This window comes from Alteripontixanthobacter maritimus (assembly GCF_003340475.1).
Taxonomy (GTDB): Bacteria; Pseudomonadota; Alphaproteobacteria; order Sphingomonadales; family Sphingomonadaceae; genus Alteripontixanthobacter; species Alteripontixanthobacter maritimus.
On the sequence record NZ_QBKA01000002.1, the window covers coordinates 114,002 to 128,692 of the forward strand.

Genomic DNA, 14,691 nt, shown 5'->3' on the forward strand with positions numbered 1-14,691 from the left:
CCGTTCCCGGCGCGGCGTAGGATGTTGCGGCGGTCAAGGAAAGCGCGAAGCTGGCTGGGCCTGAACCGTACAACACCCGGTAATCGGCATTCCCTTCCGATGCGGTCTGCGCGAGAGGGGCTGGGTGCGACGTCTGCTCCCTCCGCGCCGGTTCTGGCGATATGCGCTGCTGCTCGGCACATTTCTGGCGGCCGGCTGGTGGTTTGCGGGATGGCAGACCGACGGCGACGACTGGCGGGAAGTGACGGCGCGCTATCCGGTATGTGGGCAAGACCGTGTACCAAGGGGTCCTGCACCGAGGGGCTGCGTGATCGATGGCGACACGCTGGCGATCGGTTTCGGCAAGGACGCGCGGCGCATCCGTCTTACCGGCTTCGATGCACCCGAACTGGATGGCGCTTGCCCTGCGGAGCGGGCGAAGGCAGCCCTAGCACGTACCACCTTGTCGCGCTGGCTTTCCGCCGGTCCGTTCCTGCTGGATGGAGGCGCGGAACCGCCGCGGGATCGCTATGGGCGCGAGCTGCGTTCCGCTCGCCGGATTACAGCCGATGGTAGCGAGGAATGGCTGGCCGATGCCATGGTGGATGCCGGGCTTGCGCGAGAGGATAGTTGGGAAACGCCAGCAGGCTGGTGTCCGGCCTGACACCGGCAGGGCGAGCGATTGCATCCGCATTGGTGTGACCCGATGGCTTGTCCGCCGCGGTATGCGCATGATTACCGTGCGCTACCGGACCGGAACGGAGGGGCCTCCACGCGCCGGAGCGGCCGGCTGCGGATTAGGCGGCGGGGATGGACCGACCCCTCTCTCGCTCGCCCTTCCGCTTCCTTTCGGCAGCATCTTTGCCATCCGGCATCTTGTTGGCAGTGGTCATGCTCTTGCCGATACTCGCTGCCAGTGCCGTGCCTGCATCGGGTACCGAGCGCCTGCAGCCGGAGCTCTTGTCCGCCGCCCGCTTCGACAGATGCGGCCGGGCGAAGCGGGTGACCTGCATCGTCGATGGCGACACTTTCTGGTTTGGCGGGACCAAGATCCGCATCGCCGATATCGACACACCCGAATCGCACCGCCCGTCATGCCCCGCCGAGGCCGCTCTGGCCGCCCGCGCCACCGTCCGGATGCAGGGCTTGCTCAATGGCGGAAAGTTCGCGCTGGCCCCTTCCGGCGATGGGCGGGATACCGATTATTTCGGGCGATCGCTCCGCATCGTCACGCGCGGCGGGACGAGCCTCGGCGCAGTGCTGGTGCGCGAAGGGCTGGCCGATGCATGGGGCGGGCCGCGGACCGACTGGTGCAATCCGGCTTAGCGCCTGGCGCGGACAAACCACTTCCCCTTTCGCGCGCCCTTGCTAGGCTGCGGCTATGAGAAACACCGCCATCCTGCTCGCCCTGCCGCTCCTCCTGCCGCTGGCCGCCTGCGCCACCACCGCGCCAGATTTGCCCGCTCTGCCGCAGACGCAGCACGCGTTCTGGGATGCGCTGGAAAGCCATTGCGGTAACGCCTATTCGGGCAAGCTGGTCAGCAGCGATGCGCGCGATGTTGACTGGGCCAGGCGCGCGATGGTGGCGCATTGGGCGCGCTGCACCCCGACTGAAATTGCCGTGGCCTTTCATGTCGAGGAAGCAGACGGGTCCGGCTGGGACCGCAGCCGCACATGGCTCGTCAGCCGCCACGCGCCGAACGAGACAGGGATCGATACGAAATATGGGGGCCTGCGGTTGAAGCATGACCACCGGCACGAAGACGGCAGCGTGGATGCGGTGACGCAATATGGCGGCGATACGCTGTCCGCCGGAACCGCCCGCATTCAGGATTTCCCGGTAGATGCATTTTCGATCGCACTGTTCGGGCGCGAGGGGCTGGATGTGTCGGTTACCAATGTCTGGCGGGTGGAAGTGGATGACGCGCAGACGGGCGGCGCGCGCTTCGCTTATCAGCTGACCCGCCGCAACGATCCCACGCGGCTGTTTCGGGTGGAAATGGATGCCGGCAAACCCGTCCCCGCGCCGCCTGCCGCATGGGGCTGGGAGTAAGACCGAACGAACACTCGGCGTTCCATGGGTGGGAACGTGATGCACGGGACACATCCAACGCGCACGATAAACTTCGCGCCACGCTAACAGTATCTGAACCATATGCTGCCACCATCGCGGCATCATGGCGAAGCGATCGACCCATCGGACAAGCTGGCACTCGGCCAAGCGCAAACCGCGCTCCGTGCTGGACCACAACCGCGCTTTCACCGCCTTGCTGGTGGCGCTGCCATTGGCGGCGTTTACCGCCGTGTTTCTGTCTGGCGGACCTCCGGGCGGGGCGGCCAGCACGGTGGCGGATGCGGATCAGCCGCTGTCGGTCCGGCTGGCGGATGTGCCGGTGCCAAACCCGTGGCCGCATGCCCCGCCGCAGGACCTGACGCCGCCTTTCGAAACGAACACGCAATCGGGTGCCTGGCCAAGCCAAAGCCCAAGCCATAGCACCGGCGGACAGCGCGTCGCGCAAAGGTTCGGACGGTGCGGAACAGGCGCGCGCAACAGCTGCATCGTCGATGGCGACACGTTCTGGCATGATGGTGTAAAAATCCGCATCGCCGATATCGACACCCCGGAAGTCAGCAGCCCCGGCTGCGCCCGCGAAGCCCAACTCGGCGCTCGCGCGACAACCCGCATGCAGCAACTGATGAACGAAGGCGCCTTCACGCTAACCCGCCCCATCGGAACCCCCGACACCGACAAATACGGCCGCAAACTCCGCGTGCTGGAGCGAGGCGGCGCGAGCTTGGGCGCGGCACTGGTGCGCGAAGGCTTGGCGGAAGAGTGGGGCGGAACGCGGATCAGGTGGTGTGGGTAGGGTTTTGGTTAGCCGAGGTTGCGCTGGGTTGCCGGGAGTTTTTGTTTGGACCCTGCGGGCGGGGTGCATCCGCACCCCTTGCTTCCTCGCATAAGCTCGGGCGTGCGTTCGCGCTTGCGGTCCGCTGGTCGCGGACCGAATAGCGCTGGATTGATACCTCGTCATTGCGAGGAGCCGCAGGCGACGCGGCAATCCAACAGCACCGCGCTCTGGATTGCTTCGCTACGCTCGCAATGACGAAATAGCGCTGTAGTGAACACCAGGTCCCAGGTCACGGCAGTCATAGGCACAAAGGGCCGCCCGCAACAATGTGAGGAAAGTCTAAGGGAGCGGATACGATTGCCGGCGCTTAAAGCTAAATAAAAATTCTTCAAATAACTACCAAGTAAACAGCTAATAACTATTAGCTATACCGAAGTATCAACATAATCACGCGACCATTTTAAAAAAAATGCAAAAAACGGATCGGTAATATGAAGCTTTTGTTCCTCCTCGTCCCAGTCTAGAACTTTAACCGACATCTCTTCTTTAGAAGCTATCTCAGCCATTTTTTCTAAAACACGAGTGACCTCATGCGCTTGAGGCATATCTTCCTGATAAAGTAAATCTTTCACACTTGCTCGAAGACTTTCGTAATCGACTTTACGCATTCCGGGCTCTAAACGCGAGAGCGCCATTAAGATCACACGATAAATATCAGCAGTTCCACCTCCTACTAATCGGCGCTGTTTTCTGTCTGATCTCTGTCGGGGACCAGAAGCTAGCTTATCAAATATTACCTTTCCAGTGTGTTCGCTTATCTTAATGAAAATACTATCATCGAAGCTTCGTTCGACGGAAGGCTCGGTTAGTTCGTCTGATTTCTGAGCGAGTTCCTTGCAGAATTCCTGCATTAAATGTGGGCTTCCATATGCTTCTTCAGCTAATCTTTTGGAGAGTTTGTCTGTGATCTTCATCCCAAGAAGCGGGAACCCAATTTTGGGAATCTTCACTAGCTCTTCGATGGACCAGTCTGGTACCTTTATAGGTTCGATCCTTCCATTCATTTCACGTTCCACGCGCACTGCATCATATCTGCGGTGAGGAATGGCTATTATAACGAAAGGGAAGCCATCAAAAATTTCACTTTTTAAAGCTCGAACAATATGACCCTGTAAGCTGCGCGGTAAATAATGAAAATCGTCTGCAATTAAAATAGAACTCGTTTCTCGCAAATAGCGAATAGTACGAGAGCGGAGAGATCCCGCTGGTTTGCTTTTTTCGATTTTTTGGCTATTAATTTCTTCATTAATTTGTGCCTGTGTCTTAAGCTTTGCTCCAAATGCGCCTACTGATAGTGTTCCCGATATATCGGCACCTTCTGCTTTCCCAGAAGACTCAGACAACTCAACATCAAGTCGAGCCCCTAATTCTATCATGCATTCTTGCCAAAAATCATCTTCTGATTGAATTCTACCACACTCTACTTTCACGAGTGGTTCTTGGTTGGAAAGGACGCGACGAGTTAGTACTGTCTTGCCTGTCTTCGTCGCACCGGTGACAACGACTAACTTGCACAAATTATCGGTTACCTTTTGAAGCGCTTTCTCCAGCTCCCGTTCTGTGCGTGGCACGTAGGTAAATTTTGGCATACCTCCCGGCACGAATACTGTCCCAATAGTTGGTTTTTGTTCCATTGCCCTACTCTGCCGCCACACCCGCAACACCATCACCGAACAGCCCCGGCCCGTCATCCGCAACGTCGTCCTCGGCGTTGGCGGCTTTGCCTGCGCCTTGGCGTTTGTCGAAGTTCGACCAGACGTCCTGCCAGTCGCCCGTTGTCGCGCCCTTGGAATATTCCGTCGCGCGCTGTTCGAAGAAGTTGGCGTGCTCCACGCCGTTCAAGAGCGGCGTGAGCCAGGGGAGGGGGTGTTCTTCGACCATGTAGATGGCGGGGAGGCCCAGCTGGCCCAGTCGCCAGTCGGCGATGTAGCGGATGTATTTCTTGATTTCCTTAGCCGTCATCCCGTGGACGGGGCCCATTTCGAAGGCGAGGTCGATGAAATTGTCTTCCAGGCGCACGCTCGTCTGGCAGATGTCCATCACGTCTTCCTTCACTGCCTTGGTCAGGCAGTCCCGCTCGCGCACGAATTCGTGGTAGAGGCGGATGATGCCTTCGCAGTGCAGCGTCTCGTCGCGCACCGACCAGCTGACGATCTGGCCCATGCCCTTCATCTTGTTGAAGCGCGGGAAGTTCATCAGCATGGCGAAGCTGGCGAACAGCTGCAGCCCTTCGGTGAAGCCGCCGAACGCCGCCAGCGTGCGGGCGATATCCTCGTCCGTGTCAACACCGAACTGCTGCAGATAGTCGTGCTTGTCCTTCATCTCCTCATATTCGAGGAAGGCGCTGTATTCGCTTTCGGGCATCCCGATCGTGTCGAGCAGGTGCGAGTAGGCCGCGATGTGGACCGTTTCCATGTTCGAAAACGCGGCCAGCATCATCTTGATCTCGGTCGGTTTGAACACGCGGCCGTATTTCTCGTGGTAGCAATCCTGCACCTCGATATCGGCCTGGGTGAAGAAGCGGAAAATCTGGGTGAGCAGATTGCGCTCGTGCTCGGTAATGTTTTGCGCCCAGTCGCGGCAATCCTCGCCCAACGGCACTTCTTCGGGCATCCAGTGGATCTGCTGCTGGCGTTTCCAGAAATCATACGCCCACGGATATTCGAACGGCTTGTAGGTCTTGCGGGCTTCGAGCAGCGACATGGGATTTCCTTAACGAACGGATCGGCGTGGATAGGGGCGTGAATAGATAAGGCTAGTGGGTTGCGATGCCACCTGCAACTATATGTTGTGGTTTGCGCGCAGAAAGTCGGCAGTCCACCAGCCCTTCCCCTGCCGCGTATCGTGCACCCCGCCTCTGAGTCGCGCAAGCGGTGCGAATACCGACGATGGGCATATCTTTGGGATAACGCGGCGTTTACGCAGAACCCATGGCGATCGTGGCCACAAGTCCCAGGATAACGACGCTGCCGACGATAAGGCCGATGGAGAAATGATTGTCATCCGCTTCCGCGCCTACATCGGCAAACCGGGTGCCGGAATCGTCCATCGAGGGGTTCCAGAATTTGTATGCAAAGATAAGCATCAGCGCCGACACACCGGTCGCTATCCAGTATCCAGAAGCGATGCCAGTTGCCTGGGCGAGCAAGCTGGCCAAGGGAAAGGAGGCGCTTGCAGCAAAAACAATTCCTCCAGTCCAGAGAATCGAGAGAGGCGTATGCGTGGTCGCATCCTCTTCCGTTTCATCGGGTGCATCGTCGGATTGTTTCTGCCAGGCTTCCACCGATTCAAGCTGGCGCGCCGCCAAGCGCGCGGCACCCCACTGGCGCGCACCCAAAGCCAATAGGCCAATGCCTACTCCAACTACGGCGAATAACGCCGCATCCGCGAGCTCGTTTTCGCGCGCCCACTGCCATGCCGCGTCCAGCAGTCCGGCGTCCAACATCGCTGTCATGGGGCGAGAATGCCGGAACGCCGAGCCTGCGACAAGCGTTGATGGGATAACGCCTGAACGTAGGCGACCAATCCCCGACAAGGAGCAACGCCATGGGCCAGTATGAACCGAACGATTCCCGCAATGTCACACTCGACACGGATAAGGATACAGCGGGGCTGAAGCCGACCGGCGGACGCGAGGCGGAAGCGCGCGCAAAGGCGGAAAAGGGCAAGGACAGCAAGGACAAGCGCGACGACAGGGAGCGCACATGATGTCCGGATCAGACCACACGCCAATCAAGGAAACCGGCAAGGCGCAGTCCGCTTACGGCAATAGCCGCGATGCCGAAGGGCGCAGCGAGCAGGACGTGGCCAAGGCTTCCGGCAAGGATACAGGCGAAGAAAAGCCGGACGTTGTAGATAACAGCGATACCGCCATTCCCGGCGAAGTATCGGGCGACCCGGCAGCCCGGGCGCAGGCCGATGCAGCACGGCCGCTCTATCAGCCGGACGAGGAAGAATAGACCCACCCGTTTTCGGCCAAATCACGGAACCTGCCGCCCGCGCGGGCCGTTGAGCAGGTGAACCGTTCATTACTTAAGGAGCATTTATGTTCGAGAGACTGCGCATCAAGGAACACATGGAAGTGTCCGATTGCAACAGCCAGCACGTCGGCACGGTCGACGATGTCGAGGGTGACAAGATTAAGCTGACCAAATCGGACAGCGCCGATAGCATTCACCATTTCCTCAATATGGCCGATGTCGACCGCGTAGAAGACAACCGCGTCTATCTCAAGGAAGGCACACACCTTCCTAAAGGCCTGGGCAACAAAGCCGTTTCCTAACTGGGTCCAATCCTAACTGGGTCCGACGAAATCGTGATTGGCCCCCGCCTGCCACAGCGCAGCGCGGGGGCTTTTCGTATTGGGGCTTACCGCGCCGCGCCCAGCAGGGTTATCGCGATCCCCGCAATACAGGCGAGCGCAAGCGCGTAGAACACCAGCGATATGGCGCGTCCTATCACCGGACGTTTCTTCGAAACATTGCCCGAAAAAGTGAAGCCGAACACGCCGGCCAGCAGTGCCATCATGGCATAAAACAGGATCTGGCTGATCATCGCGGCTCTACCCGATTGGAGCGTGGAAGGACGGTCAAACAACCGATCCGATACGAATCCCGGCATTTATTATAAGCAGAACCGCAGCGGCTATGACGAGGAACAGCCCAACCCTGCGCCGTGTGTTATCGCCATTTTTCGCCCCGCTTTGCTGCAATAGCACGCCGCAGACCAGCATAAGTGTAAGCGCCGCAAGGCCAATCAGGAAGACGGTCATCAGAACAGGCCCGCATTACCGAGCGCTGCGACGAGAAACAGTCCGCCGGCCAGCACGAACAGCACCCATGCCAGTTTTCCGCCGATACCCTGTTTGCGGAAGATCAGGCCAAGGGCGAGAAACGAGATGCCCAAGGCGATATAACCGACGTAACCCATTATTCCGTTCCCCCGGTGCTCGCGTACCGATCACCTGATCGCTCGCGTCCAATGTTTGCGATAGCTGACGGCGTTAGAGAATGTCGAATGCGTCGATTACGGCGAGCAACAGAGCAGTGAACAACAACGCCAAAGCTGCCGTGCGCAGAGGTCCTGCGCGGCTCTTGCCGGCGGCGGAGGGAACACGCGCAGCCGCCATCAGCAACACACCCAACACCAGCAGTATCACCACGATCGTCGTCATCGCACGGCCACCTCTGCCAACGGAAAACCCGTCCGCCTACTGGCAGGACAGGCATTCCTCGTAATCGGTCTGTTCGCCTTCTGCAGCCAATTCGAACTTGGCTGCATCGGCTGTGTTATCCGCTTCCACACCGCCGGCGAAGCCTGCCCGCTGTACGGATTTCGATCGCAGGTAATAGAGCGATTTGATGCCCTTTTCCCACGCCTGGAAGTGCAGCATCATCAGGTCCCATTTGTCGACATCGGCGGGGATGAACAGGTTGAGGCTCTGCGCCTGGTCGATGAACGGCGCACGGTCGGCGGCGAATTCCAGTAGCCAGCGTTGGTCCATTTCGAAGCTGGTCTTGAACGCCGCCTTTTCGTCCACGGTAAGGAAGTCCAGGTGCTGGACCGAGCCGCCGCGTTCGAGGATCGAATTCCAGGTGTTGGTGGAATCCTTGCTTTTCTTCTGCAGCAGTTTTTCCAGATACGGGTTCTTCACCACGAAGCTGCCCGACAGGGTCTTGTGCGTATAGATATTGGCCGGGATCGGTTCGATGCAGGCGCTGGTACCGCCGCAGATAATCGAGATCGACGCGGTCGGCGCGATTGCCATCTTGCAGCTGAACCGTTCCATCGCGCCCATATCTTCGGCATCCGGGCAGGGGCCGCGTTCATTGGCCAGCATCATCGAGGCTTCTTCTGCCTTGCCGCTGATGTGCTTGAACATCTTCAGGTTCCACACCTTCGCCATCGGGCTTTCAAAGCCGATCTGCTTGGACTGGAGGAAGGAGTGGAAGCCCATCACGCCGAGCCCCACCGAACGTTCGCGGCTGGCGGAATATTTCGCGCGTGCCATTTCGTCCGGTGCGCGGTCGATATAGTCCTGCAGCACATTGTCGAGGAAGCGCATGACGTCTTCCACGAAATCCTTGTCGCCTTCCCACTCTTCCCACTTTTCCAGGTTGAGCGAGGATAGGCAGCAGACCGCCGTACGGTCGTTGCCGAGGTGATCGCGGCCGGTGGGCAAGGTGATTTCGCTGCACAAATTGGAGGTGGAAACCTTCAGGCCCAACTCGCGGTGATGCTTTGGCATCATGCGGTTCACGGTGTCGGAGAACACGATGTAGGGCTCGCCCGTAGACAGGCGCGTTTCGACCAGTTTCTGGAACAGGCCGCGCGCATCCACTTCGCCGCGCACTTCGCCGCTCTTGGGGGATTTCAGCTCGAACTTGTCGCCTGCGCGTACGGCTTCCATGAAGTCGTCCGTCAGCAGCACGCCGTGATGCAGGTTCAGCGCCTTGCGGTTGAAATCGCCCGATGGCTTGCGGATTTCGAGGAATTCCTCGATTTCCGGATGCGACACGTCGAGATAGCAGGCAGCCGATCCGCGCCGCAGCGAGCCTTGCGAAATGGCCAGCGTCAGGCTGTCCATCACGCGCACGAACGGAATAATTCCGCTGGTCTTGCCATTGAGGCCGACCGGTTCGCCGATCCCGCGCACATTGCCCCAATAGGTGCCGATGCCGCCGCCCTTGGACGCCAGCCAGACGTTTTCATTCCAGGTATTCACGATACCGCCCAAGCTATCATCGACGCTATTCAGATAGCACGAAATTGGCAGGCCGCGCCCGGTGCCGCCATTCGACAATACTGGCGTGGCAGGCATGAACCACAGGTTCGACATGTAATCATACAGCCGCTGTGCATGCTCTTGGTCGTCGGCATAGGCATCGGCTACGCGCGCAAACAGCGACTGGAAGGTTTCGCCGGGCAACAGGTAACGATCGGTCAGCGTGGCCTTGCCGAATTCGGTCAGGTTGGCGTCGCGCACATCGTCGGTGACAATGGTAAAGCGGCGGTCATTGACCCTCTTGCTGTCGGACTCGGCTTTTATTTCGGCAGCATCGGTCACCTGTTCGGCCAGCGCATTGGCAGCTGTTGCCATCGCGCTTGCCGTAGCCGTGGCTAGTGCTTCGCTACCGGTATCCTGCTTGTCCATTGGCAGTGCCTTATCCTTTGCCGCATCCGTCTTGGGCGGTGTCGATGCAGGGGCGGTTTCGTTTTCCATGATCACGGTATCGTCCATCGCCATCGCCTGCTCGTCGCCCTTGCTGAATTCCATTATTCCCTACCCCAATCCTGTATATCTCGCCCGTTTGCGAAAGCTTGCGCGCCGCATCGGGTATCAGCCCTCGATTCGGTGGCCGCTTTGCTGTCTTGCGGCTTCACCTAGCATTCCTGCGAGCGATTTAAGGAGATTACTTCTCCCCATTTTACCCACAGCCAGGGGTTGTGCAGGCCGGTTTCCCGTTTGCCGCAACATGGGCAAAAACAGCACTTTCGCTGTGTTCTCGCCGCGTTTGGCTACACCCGTCATACACTAGGTATGGTGTGTGATCCTGCATTCCCTACCCAATAGATAGTGAATCATCTGCAATTCGCACGCAAGGGGGTTAATCAAGTTTTAAGGTTGGCAGAGTCATCCGCGAGACGGTGTGTTGCCCGCGCCAAACACCGCGACGCGCGGTGCAAGCTGGGGTGGCGGCCCGCGCAACCCCTAATTCGGGAAAACCATAATATTTCCGGAACAGGACGAGATGAACCCGCCGCTATATGAAGCAATGTGTTGGGGCACGAAAATCACCGGTTCGGTTCCGGTCGCCGGGAGCGCTTTTATTCGAACCGACACCACCGGCCATCGTCCGCAGAACGACGAACCAGCGATGTCGGAAGCTTCGTTCCTAAAAGTCAGGCCGAAGGTCGGGAGATGGTGCCGATCGCCAGCAGTGGCGCTGTCCCATCGGACCGATTGGCAAGACGCAACTGTTCGCGCCGGTTAAGTTTCGCGGTCAGCCGTTTCAGCTTGATAGGCGAATCGGACATGACGATATTGGCGAGAAACGCCTGGCCTGGCCGCGCCTCTTCGGGGAATTGCTCCAGAACCGTCAGGTTTTGAACCGCCCGTGTAGCTATCCGGTCAAGCATGTGGTTGCCGGATTTGCGATAGTGGCCGACATTGACGACGTTGCCTTGGCCATCATGTTCGAAACGAACCTGTGCGATACCGGACACGCTCGATGCGCGGTTGTTGACTATCGATCGTTCCACTCGGTCCAATTGTCGTTCCAGGTCAAGTCTGGCGCGGTCAGCGAAAACCTGCGCATCGCTGCTCACGATGATATCGCGGCTTGGAATATTCTGGCCGGAGCCTCCTTCGCGACCATAGACAGGCAGTGCAACAGACAACGCCAGCAACGACGTCAGCATAATTGCCAAAGTTACAGAAAGTATATATTTCATGGGATCATCCTTTTTAAAGTAAATGATCGACCATATTCGTATGCGAAAACGCTATTGCGACCCCACTACCTTCGCGACGACTTGATGGTCGATCGAGAAAGCGGCAACTGCGGTTCACCGGATTTCTGCTTACTATAATATAGGAAAAGGGCATCAAAGCAACGCAGTTCTGCCAATTTCCCAGGCGCCAGCTGCAAATCCTTGAATTAAAAATGACAATGTTAACGATGGAACGGCCGCCGCCCCTCCAGTTCACTCACTGTTCGCGCTTTTCCTAGATCGACTCGGCCCAAGGTTCAGCTTGCGGCGCCTATCGCACATGGCCATTTGCATGTGCGGCGCCGGTTTGCATGGAACAAGGATCGCGCTGCGATAGTGGAGGCTCAGGCGGCTTTGGCATGTCCAGCTATGGCGTCAGCCATTTCGTCTACCAGTTCCAGCGGCAGATCATGGCCCATGCCGGGGATGGTATGCAGCTTTGCCCCGGGAATAGCCTCCGCCGTGTCGTGACCACCTTCTACCGGCACCAAGGGATCGGCCTCACCATGGATGACAAGGGTCGGCGCTTTCACGGCCTGCAAGCGTTTGCGCCGGTCGCCATCGGCAATAATCGCGGCTAGCTGGCGCGGCATTCCCGTGGGGTGGAAGCTGCGGTCGTAATTGCTGCCGGCAAACTCGCGCAGGCGCTCCTCGTCGCGCGGGAAATCGGGGCTGCCGATAGCTCGTGCAATAGTCAGTCCGAGCTCGGTGATGGTGGCCTTGTCGGTATCCTTCGGCCGCTGCGTCAGTGCCTTGATCGCATCCTTGCGCGCGGCAGGCAACTTGGGGTTGCCGGTGGTGGACATGATGGATGTGAGGCTGAGTACCTTTGTGGGATGCCGCATCGCCACATGCTGCGCGATCATACCGCCCATCGATGCGCCGACGATATGCGCGGCGGGAATGTCCAGCGCATCGAGCAGCGCAGCCGCATCGTCCGCCATATCTGCCAGCTGATAAGGCAGTTTCTTCCGCAAGCCGAGCTTGGTCATGATGGCCGTCACCGGGATCGATGGGGTGCCGGTATGCGTGAATTTTTCCGACAGTCCGATATCGCGATTGTCATAGCGTATGACACGAAAACCGCGGCCAGCCAGCGCCTCGACCAGCTCCATCGGCCAATACGTCAGCTGCGCGCCAAGCCCCATGATCAGCAACAGCGGAGGATCGGTATCCTTGCCATAGGATTCGTACTCGATGGCAATGCCGTTGGCTTGGATCTGGGTCATTGGACGTTCCTGTTTCAACCCATCGTCATTCCCGCAAATGCGGGAACCCAGGGCGTCAAAGGGGTTCGAACCCCAAATCGACCGCAAGATCAACCCAGCGCGGGTTTTCCGTCTCGATCAGATCCAGCTTCCATGCGCGATTCCACTTCTTGATGTGCTTTTCACGGATAATCGCGTGTTCCATTGTGGACTGCTGTTCGAACCAAACCAGTTTGTGGATGTGGTGTTTCCTCGTGAAGCCTGAGAAAGTCCCTTCACGGTGCTGTGCAATTCGCGGTGCTGTGCAATGCGTTGCAAAAGGTTCGAGGTCACGCCGCAATAGAGGGTGCCGTTGCGTTGTGAAGCGAGGAGGTAGACTGTTGGTATGGCGTCGCGCCTCAATGCCCTAGGTTCCCGCGTTCGCGGAAATGACGAAAAAGGGGTGGTAGATAGAACCCTTCGTCATCCCCGCGAAAGCGGGGACCCAGAGCGAGCGCCACACACAATCCAACTTCAAGGCACCAGTACCGTGTCGCGCGCTGTGTCTTTCGTTTCGGGGTAGTCGAGCGTGTAGTGAAGCCCGCGGCTTTCGTGGCGGGCGAGTGCGCTGTCGACGATGAGCTGGGCGGATTGGTGAAGGTTGCGCAGCTCGATCAGATCGGTGGTGACACGGAACGCGCCGTAATAATCGTCGATCTCCCGACCCAGCAGAGTAATTCGGTTGCGGGCCCGTTCCAAGCGCTTCGTAGTGCGCACGATGCCGACATAGTTCCACATCATGCGCCGGATTTCTGTCCAGTTCTGCTTGATGACGACTTCCTCGTCGGAATCCGTAACCCGGCTTTCGTCCCATTCGCGGATGGTTGGCGGATCGTCCAGCGTATCGAACCGGGCAAGAATGTCGCGCGCCGCCGCCTCGCCGAAGACGAAACATTCCAGCAGGCTGTTGCTGGCCAGCCGGTTGGCGCCGTGCAGACCGCTCTCGGTCACTTCGCCAGCCGCCCACAGGCCCGGCAAATCGGTGCGCGCATCGAGGCCGACGACCACGCCGCCGCAAGTGTAATGCTGCGCCGGGACCACGGGGATGGGCTGCGCCGTCATGTCGATGCCGAGGCCGATAAGCTTTTCATGGATGGTCGGGAAATGCGCGCGCACGAAGTCGGCCGGTAGGTGGCTGATGTCGAGATGCACGTAATCGAGGCCGTAGCGCTTGATCTGGTCGTCGATCGCCCGAGCCACCACATCGCGCGGGGCGAGCTCCATGCGTTCGGGGTCGTAATCGGCCATGAAGCGATGGCCGGTGTCCGGGTGCAGCAGGTGCCCACCTTCGCCCCGCACAGCTTCTGTGATGAGGAAATTCTTGACCTCAAGATTGTAGAGGCAGGTCGGGTGGAACTGCATCATTTCCATGTTCGATACGCGGGCACCGGCGCGCCACGCCATGGCGATCCCGTCCCCCGTTGCGCCGCGCGGTGCGGTGGAGAACTGATACACCCGTCCCGCTCCGCCTGCCGCCATGACAGTGGCGCGTGCGACGTGCGCTTCGACCTTGCCGGTTTGCGTATCCAATGCATACGCCCCCCACACCCGTCCGCTGCCGGAGAATCTCGCAGCATTCTGGCCAGTAATCAGGTCGACGCAGGTGCGGCCCGCAAGCATGGTAATGTTGGGATTGGCGTCGGCCGCCTTCAGCAGCGCCTCCTGAACGGCCCAGCCGGTGGCGTCGTCGACATGAACGATCCGGCGGTGGGAATGCCCGCCCTCGCGCGTCAGGTGGAGGTCGCCGGAATCGCCGTTGAACGGCACGCCGAGTTCGACCAGTCGCTCGATAGATCGCGGCGCGCGTTCGATGACGAACTCTACCGTCTCCCGGTTGTTGAGGCCGGCGCCCGCCACCATGGTGTCGCGGATATGATCGTCGAACGTATCGCCCGCATCCAGCACCGCAGCGATGCCGCCTTGCGCCCAAGCCGTGCTCCCGCCGGTGAGCGAACCCTTGGCCAGCACCAGCACTTTTTTGTGTTCCGCCAACGCGAGCGCCGCGGTCAGCCCGGCCGCGCCCGATCCGATGACCAGCACATCATGCGTATTGGCCGCCACGT

Annotated in this window: 18 protein-coding genes and 2 pseudogenes; 7 read left to right on the plus strand and 13 right to left on the minus strand. The window is 59.2% G+C overall.

The annotated features are described in order from the left end of the window. Positions 1–124 precede the first annotated feature (124 nt). The 4 genes from HME9302_RS00700 to HME9302_RS00715 all read left to right on the plus strand — a co-directional run bounded on the left by HME9302_RS00700 (position 125) and on the right by HME9302_RS00715 (position 2,846). Positions 125–643 carry a thermonuclease family protein gene (locus HME9302_RS00700; protein WP_115365408.1) on the plus strand — a complete coding sequence of 173 codons (519 nt, stop codon included), beginning with the start codon at positions 125–127 and terminating at the stop codon, positions 641–643. A 146-nt stretch (positions 644–789) separates the two neighbouring features. Next, complete coding sequence (locus HME9302_RS00705) at positions 790–1,305, plus strand: thermonuclease family protein (protein WP_181815633.1); 516 nt, start codon at positions 790–792, stop codon at positions 1,303–1,305. Positions 1,306–1,360: 55 nt separating this feature from the next. Next, positions 1,361–2,032, plus strand: coding sequence for a hypothetical protein (locus HME9302_RS00710; RefSeq protein WP_115365409.1), 672 nt, complete (start codon positions 1,361–1,363; stop codon positions 2,030–2,032). Positions 2,033–2,156: 124 nt separating this feature from the next. Further along, the gene (locus HME9302_RS00715) at positions 2,157–2,846 is read left to right on the plus strand and encodes a thermonuclease family protein (RefSeq protein ID WP_115365410.1); all 690 of its coding nucleotides are present in this window, start codon (positions 2,157–2,159) and stop codon (positions 2,844–2,846) included. A gap of 407 nt (positions 2,847–3,253) precedes the next feature. On the opposite strand, the gene HME9302_RS00720 is transcribed toward HME9302_RS00715, so the two are convergent. The 3 genes from HME9302_RS00720 to HME9302_RS00730 all read right to left on the minus strand — a co-directional run bounded on the left by HME9302_RS00720 (position 3,254) and on the right by HME9302_RS00730 (position 6,330). Continuing rightward, complete coding sequence (locus tag HME9302_RS00720; protein WP_115367368.1) at positions 3,254–4,522, minus strand: AAA family ATPase; 1,269 nt, start codon at positions 4,520–4,522, stop codon at positions 3,254–3,256. A 4-nt stretch (positions 4,523–4,526) separates the two neighbouring features. Further along, a complete protein-coding gene (locus HME9302_RS00725; RefSeq protein WP_115365411.1) occupies positions 4,527–5,591 on the minus strand; it encodes a ribonucleotide-diphosphate reductase subunit beta in 1,065 nt (354 codons plus the stop codon). Between the two features lie 214 nt (positions 5,592–5,805). After that, positions 5,806–6,330: a hypothetical protein gene (locus HME9302_RS00730; RefSeq protein ID WP_147270736.1), complete on the minus strand. Its 525-nt coding sequence runs from the start codon at positions 6,328–6,330 to the stop codon at positions 5,806–5,808. Positions 6,331–6,434: 104 nt separating this feature from the next. On the opposite strand from HME9302_RS00730, the gene HME9302_RS13200 reads away from it, so the two are divergent. The 3 genes from HME9302_RS13200 to HME9302_RS00740 all read left to right on the plus strand — a co-directional run bounded on the left by HME9302_RS13200 (position 6,435) and on the right by HME9302_RS00740 (position 7,170). Further along, entirely contained in the window at positions 6,435–6,596 is a 162-nt protein-coding gene (locus HME9302_RS13200; RefSeq protein WP_181815634.1) for a hypothetical protein, read from the plus strand. Further along, a complete protein-coding gene (locus HME9302_RS00735) occupies positions 6,593–6,847 on the plus strand; it encodes a hypothetical protein (protein ID WP_115365413.1) in 255 nt (84 codons plus the stop codon). Before HME9302_RS13200 ends, HME9302_RS00735 begins: the two co-directional genes overlap by 4 nt. 86 nt (positions 6,848–6,933) lie before the next feature. Beyond that, positions 6,934–7,170, plus strand: coding sequence for a DUF2171 domain-containing protein (locus HME9302_RS00740; protein ID WP_115365414.1), 237 nt, complete (start codon positions 6,934–6,936; stop codon positions 7,168–7,170). Between the two features lie 86 nt (positions 7,171–7,256). Here HME9302_RS00740 and HME9302_RS00745 read toward each other — a convergent pair whose 3' ends face one another. The 10 genes and pseudogenes from HME9302_RS00745 to nadB form a co-directional block, all read right to left on the minus strand. After that, positions 7,257–7,442 (minus strand): hypothetical protein, encoded by a 186-nt coding sequence (locus tag HME9302_RS00745; protein ID WP_115365415.1) that lies wholly within the window; start codon positions 7,440–7,442, stop codon positions 7,257–7,259. A 216-nt stretch (positions 7,443–7,658) separates the two neighbouring features. After that, positions 7,659–7,817 carry a hypothetical protein gene (locus tag HME9302_RS13205; RefSeq protein WP_181815635.1) on the minus strand — a complete coding sequence of 53 codons (159 nt, stop codon included), beginning with the start codon at positions 7,815–7,817 and terminating at the stop codon, positions 7,659–7,661. Positions 7,818–7,890: 73 nt separating this feature from the next. Beyond that, a complete protein-coding gene (locus HME9302_RS13210; protein ID WP_181815636.1) occupies positions 7,891–8,061 on the minus strand; it encodes a hypothetical protein in 171 nt (56 codons plus the stop codon). 36 nt (positions 8,062–8,097) lie between these two features. Continuing rightward, positions 8,098–10,164: a ribonucleoside-diphosphate reductase subunit alpha gene (locus HME9302_RS00755; RefSeq protein ID WP_115365417.1), complete on the minus strand. Its 2,067-nt coding sequence runs from the start codon at positions 10,162–10,164 to the stop codon at positions 8,098–8,100. Between the two features lie 626 nt (positions 10,165–10,790). Continuing rightward, the gene (locus HME9302_RS00760) at positions 10,791–11,342 is read right to left on the minus strand and encodes an energy transducer TonB (protein ID WP_115365418.1); all 552 of its coding nucleotides are present in this window, start codon (positions 11,340–11,342) and stop codon (positions 10,791–10,793) included. 383 nt (positions 11,343–11,725) lie between these two features. Further along, positions 11,726–12,610 (minus strand): alpha/beta fold hydrolase, encoded by an 885-nt coding sequence (locus HME9302_RS00765; protein ID WP_115365419.1) that lies wholly within the window; start codon positions 12,608–12,610, stop codon positions 11,726–11,728. 55 nt (positions 12,611–12,665) lie between these two features. Beyond that, a complete protein-coding gene (locus tag HME9302_RS13610; RefSeq protein ID WP_407641338.1) occupies positions 12,666–12,794 on the minus strand; it encodes a GIY-YIG nuclease family protein in 129 nt (42 codons plus the stop codon). Next, positions 12,795–12,929 (minus strand): annotated as a pseudogene (locus HME9302_RS13615) (hypothetical protein); the annotation flags it as partial. Then, positions 12,920–12,991, minus strand: a pseudogene (locus tag HME9302_RS13620) (GIY-YIG nuclease family protein); the annotation flags it as partial. The pseudogenes HME9302_RS13615 and HME9302_RS13620, both read right to left, overlap by 10 nt. A 111-nt stretch (positions 12,992–13,102) precedes the next feature. Then, on the minus strand, positions 13,103–14,689 hold the full coding sequence (gene nadB, locus HME9302_RS00775) for an L-aspartate oxidase (RefSeq protein ID WP_115365420.1): 1,587 nt from the start codon (positions 14,687–14,689) through the stop codon (positions 13,103–13,105). Between the last annotated feature and the right edge of the window lie 2 nt (positions 14,690–14,691).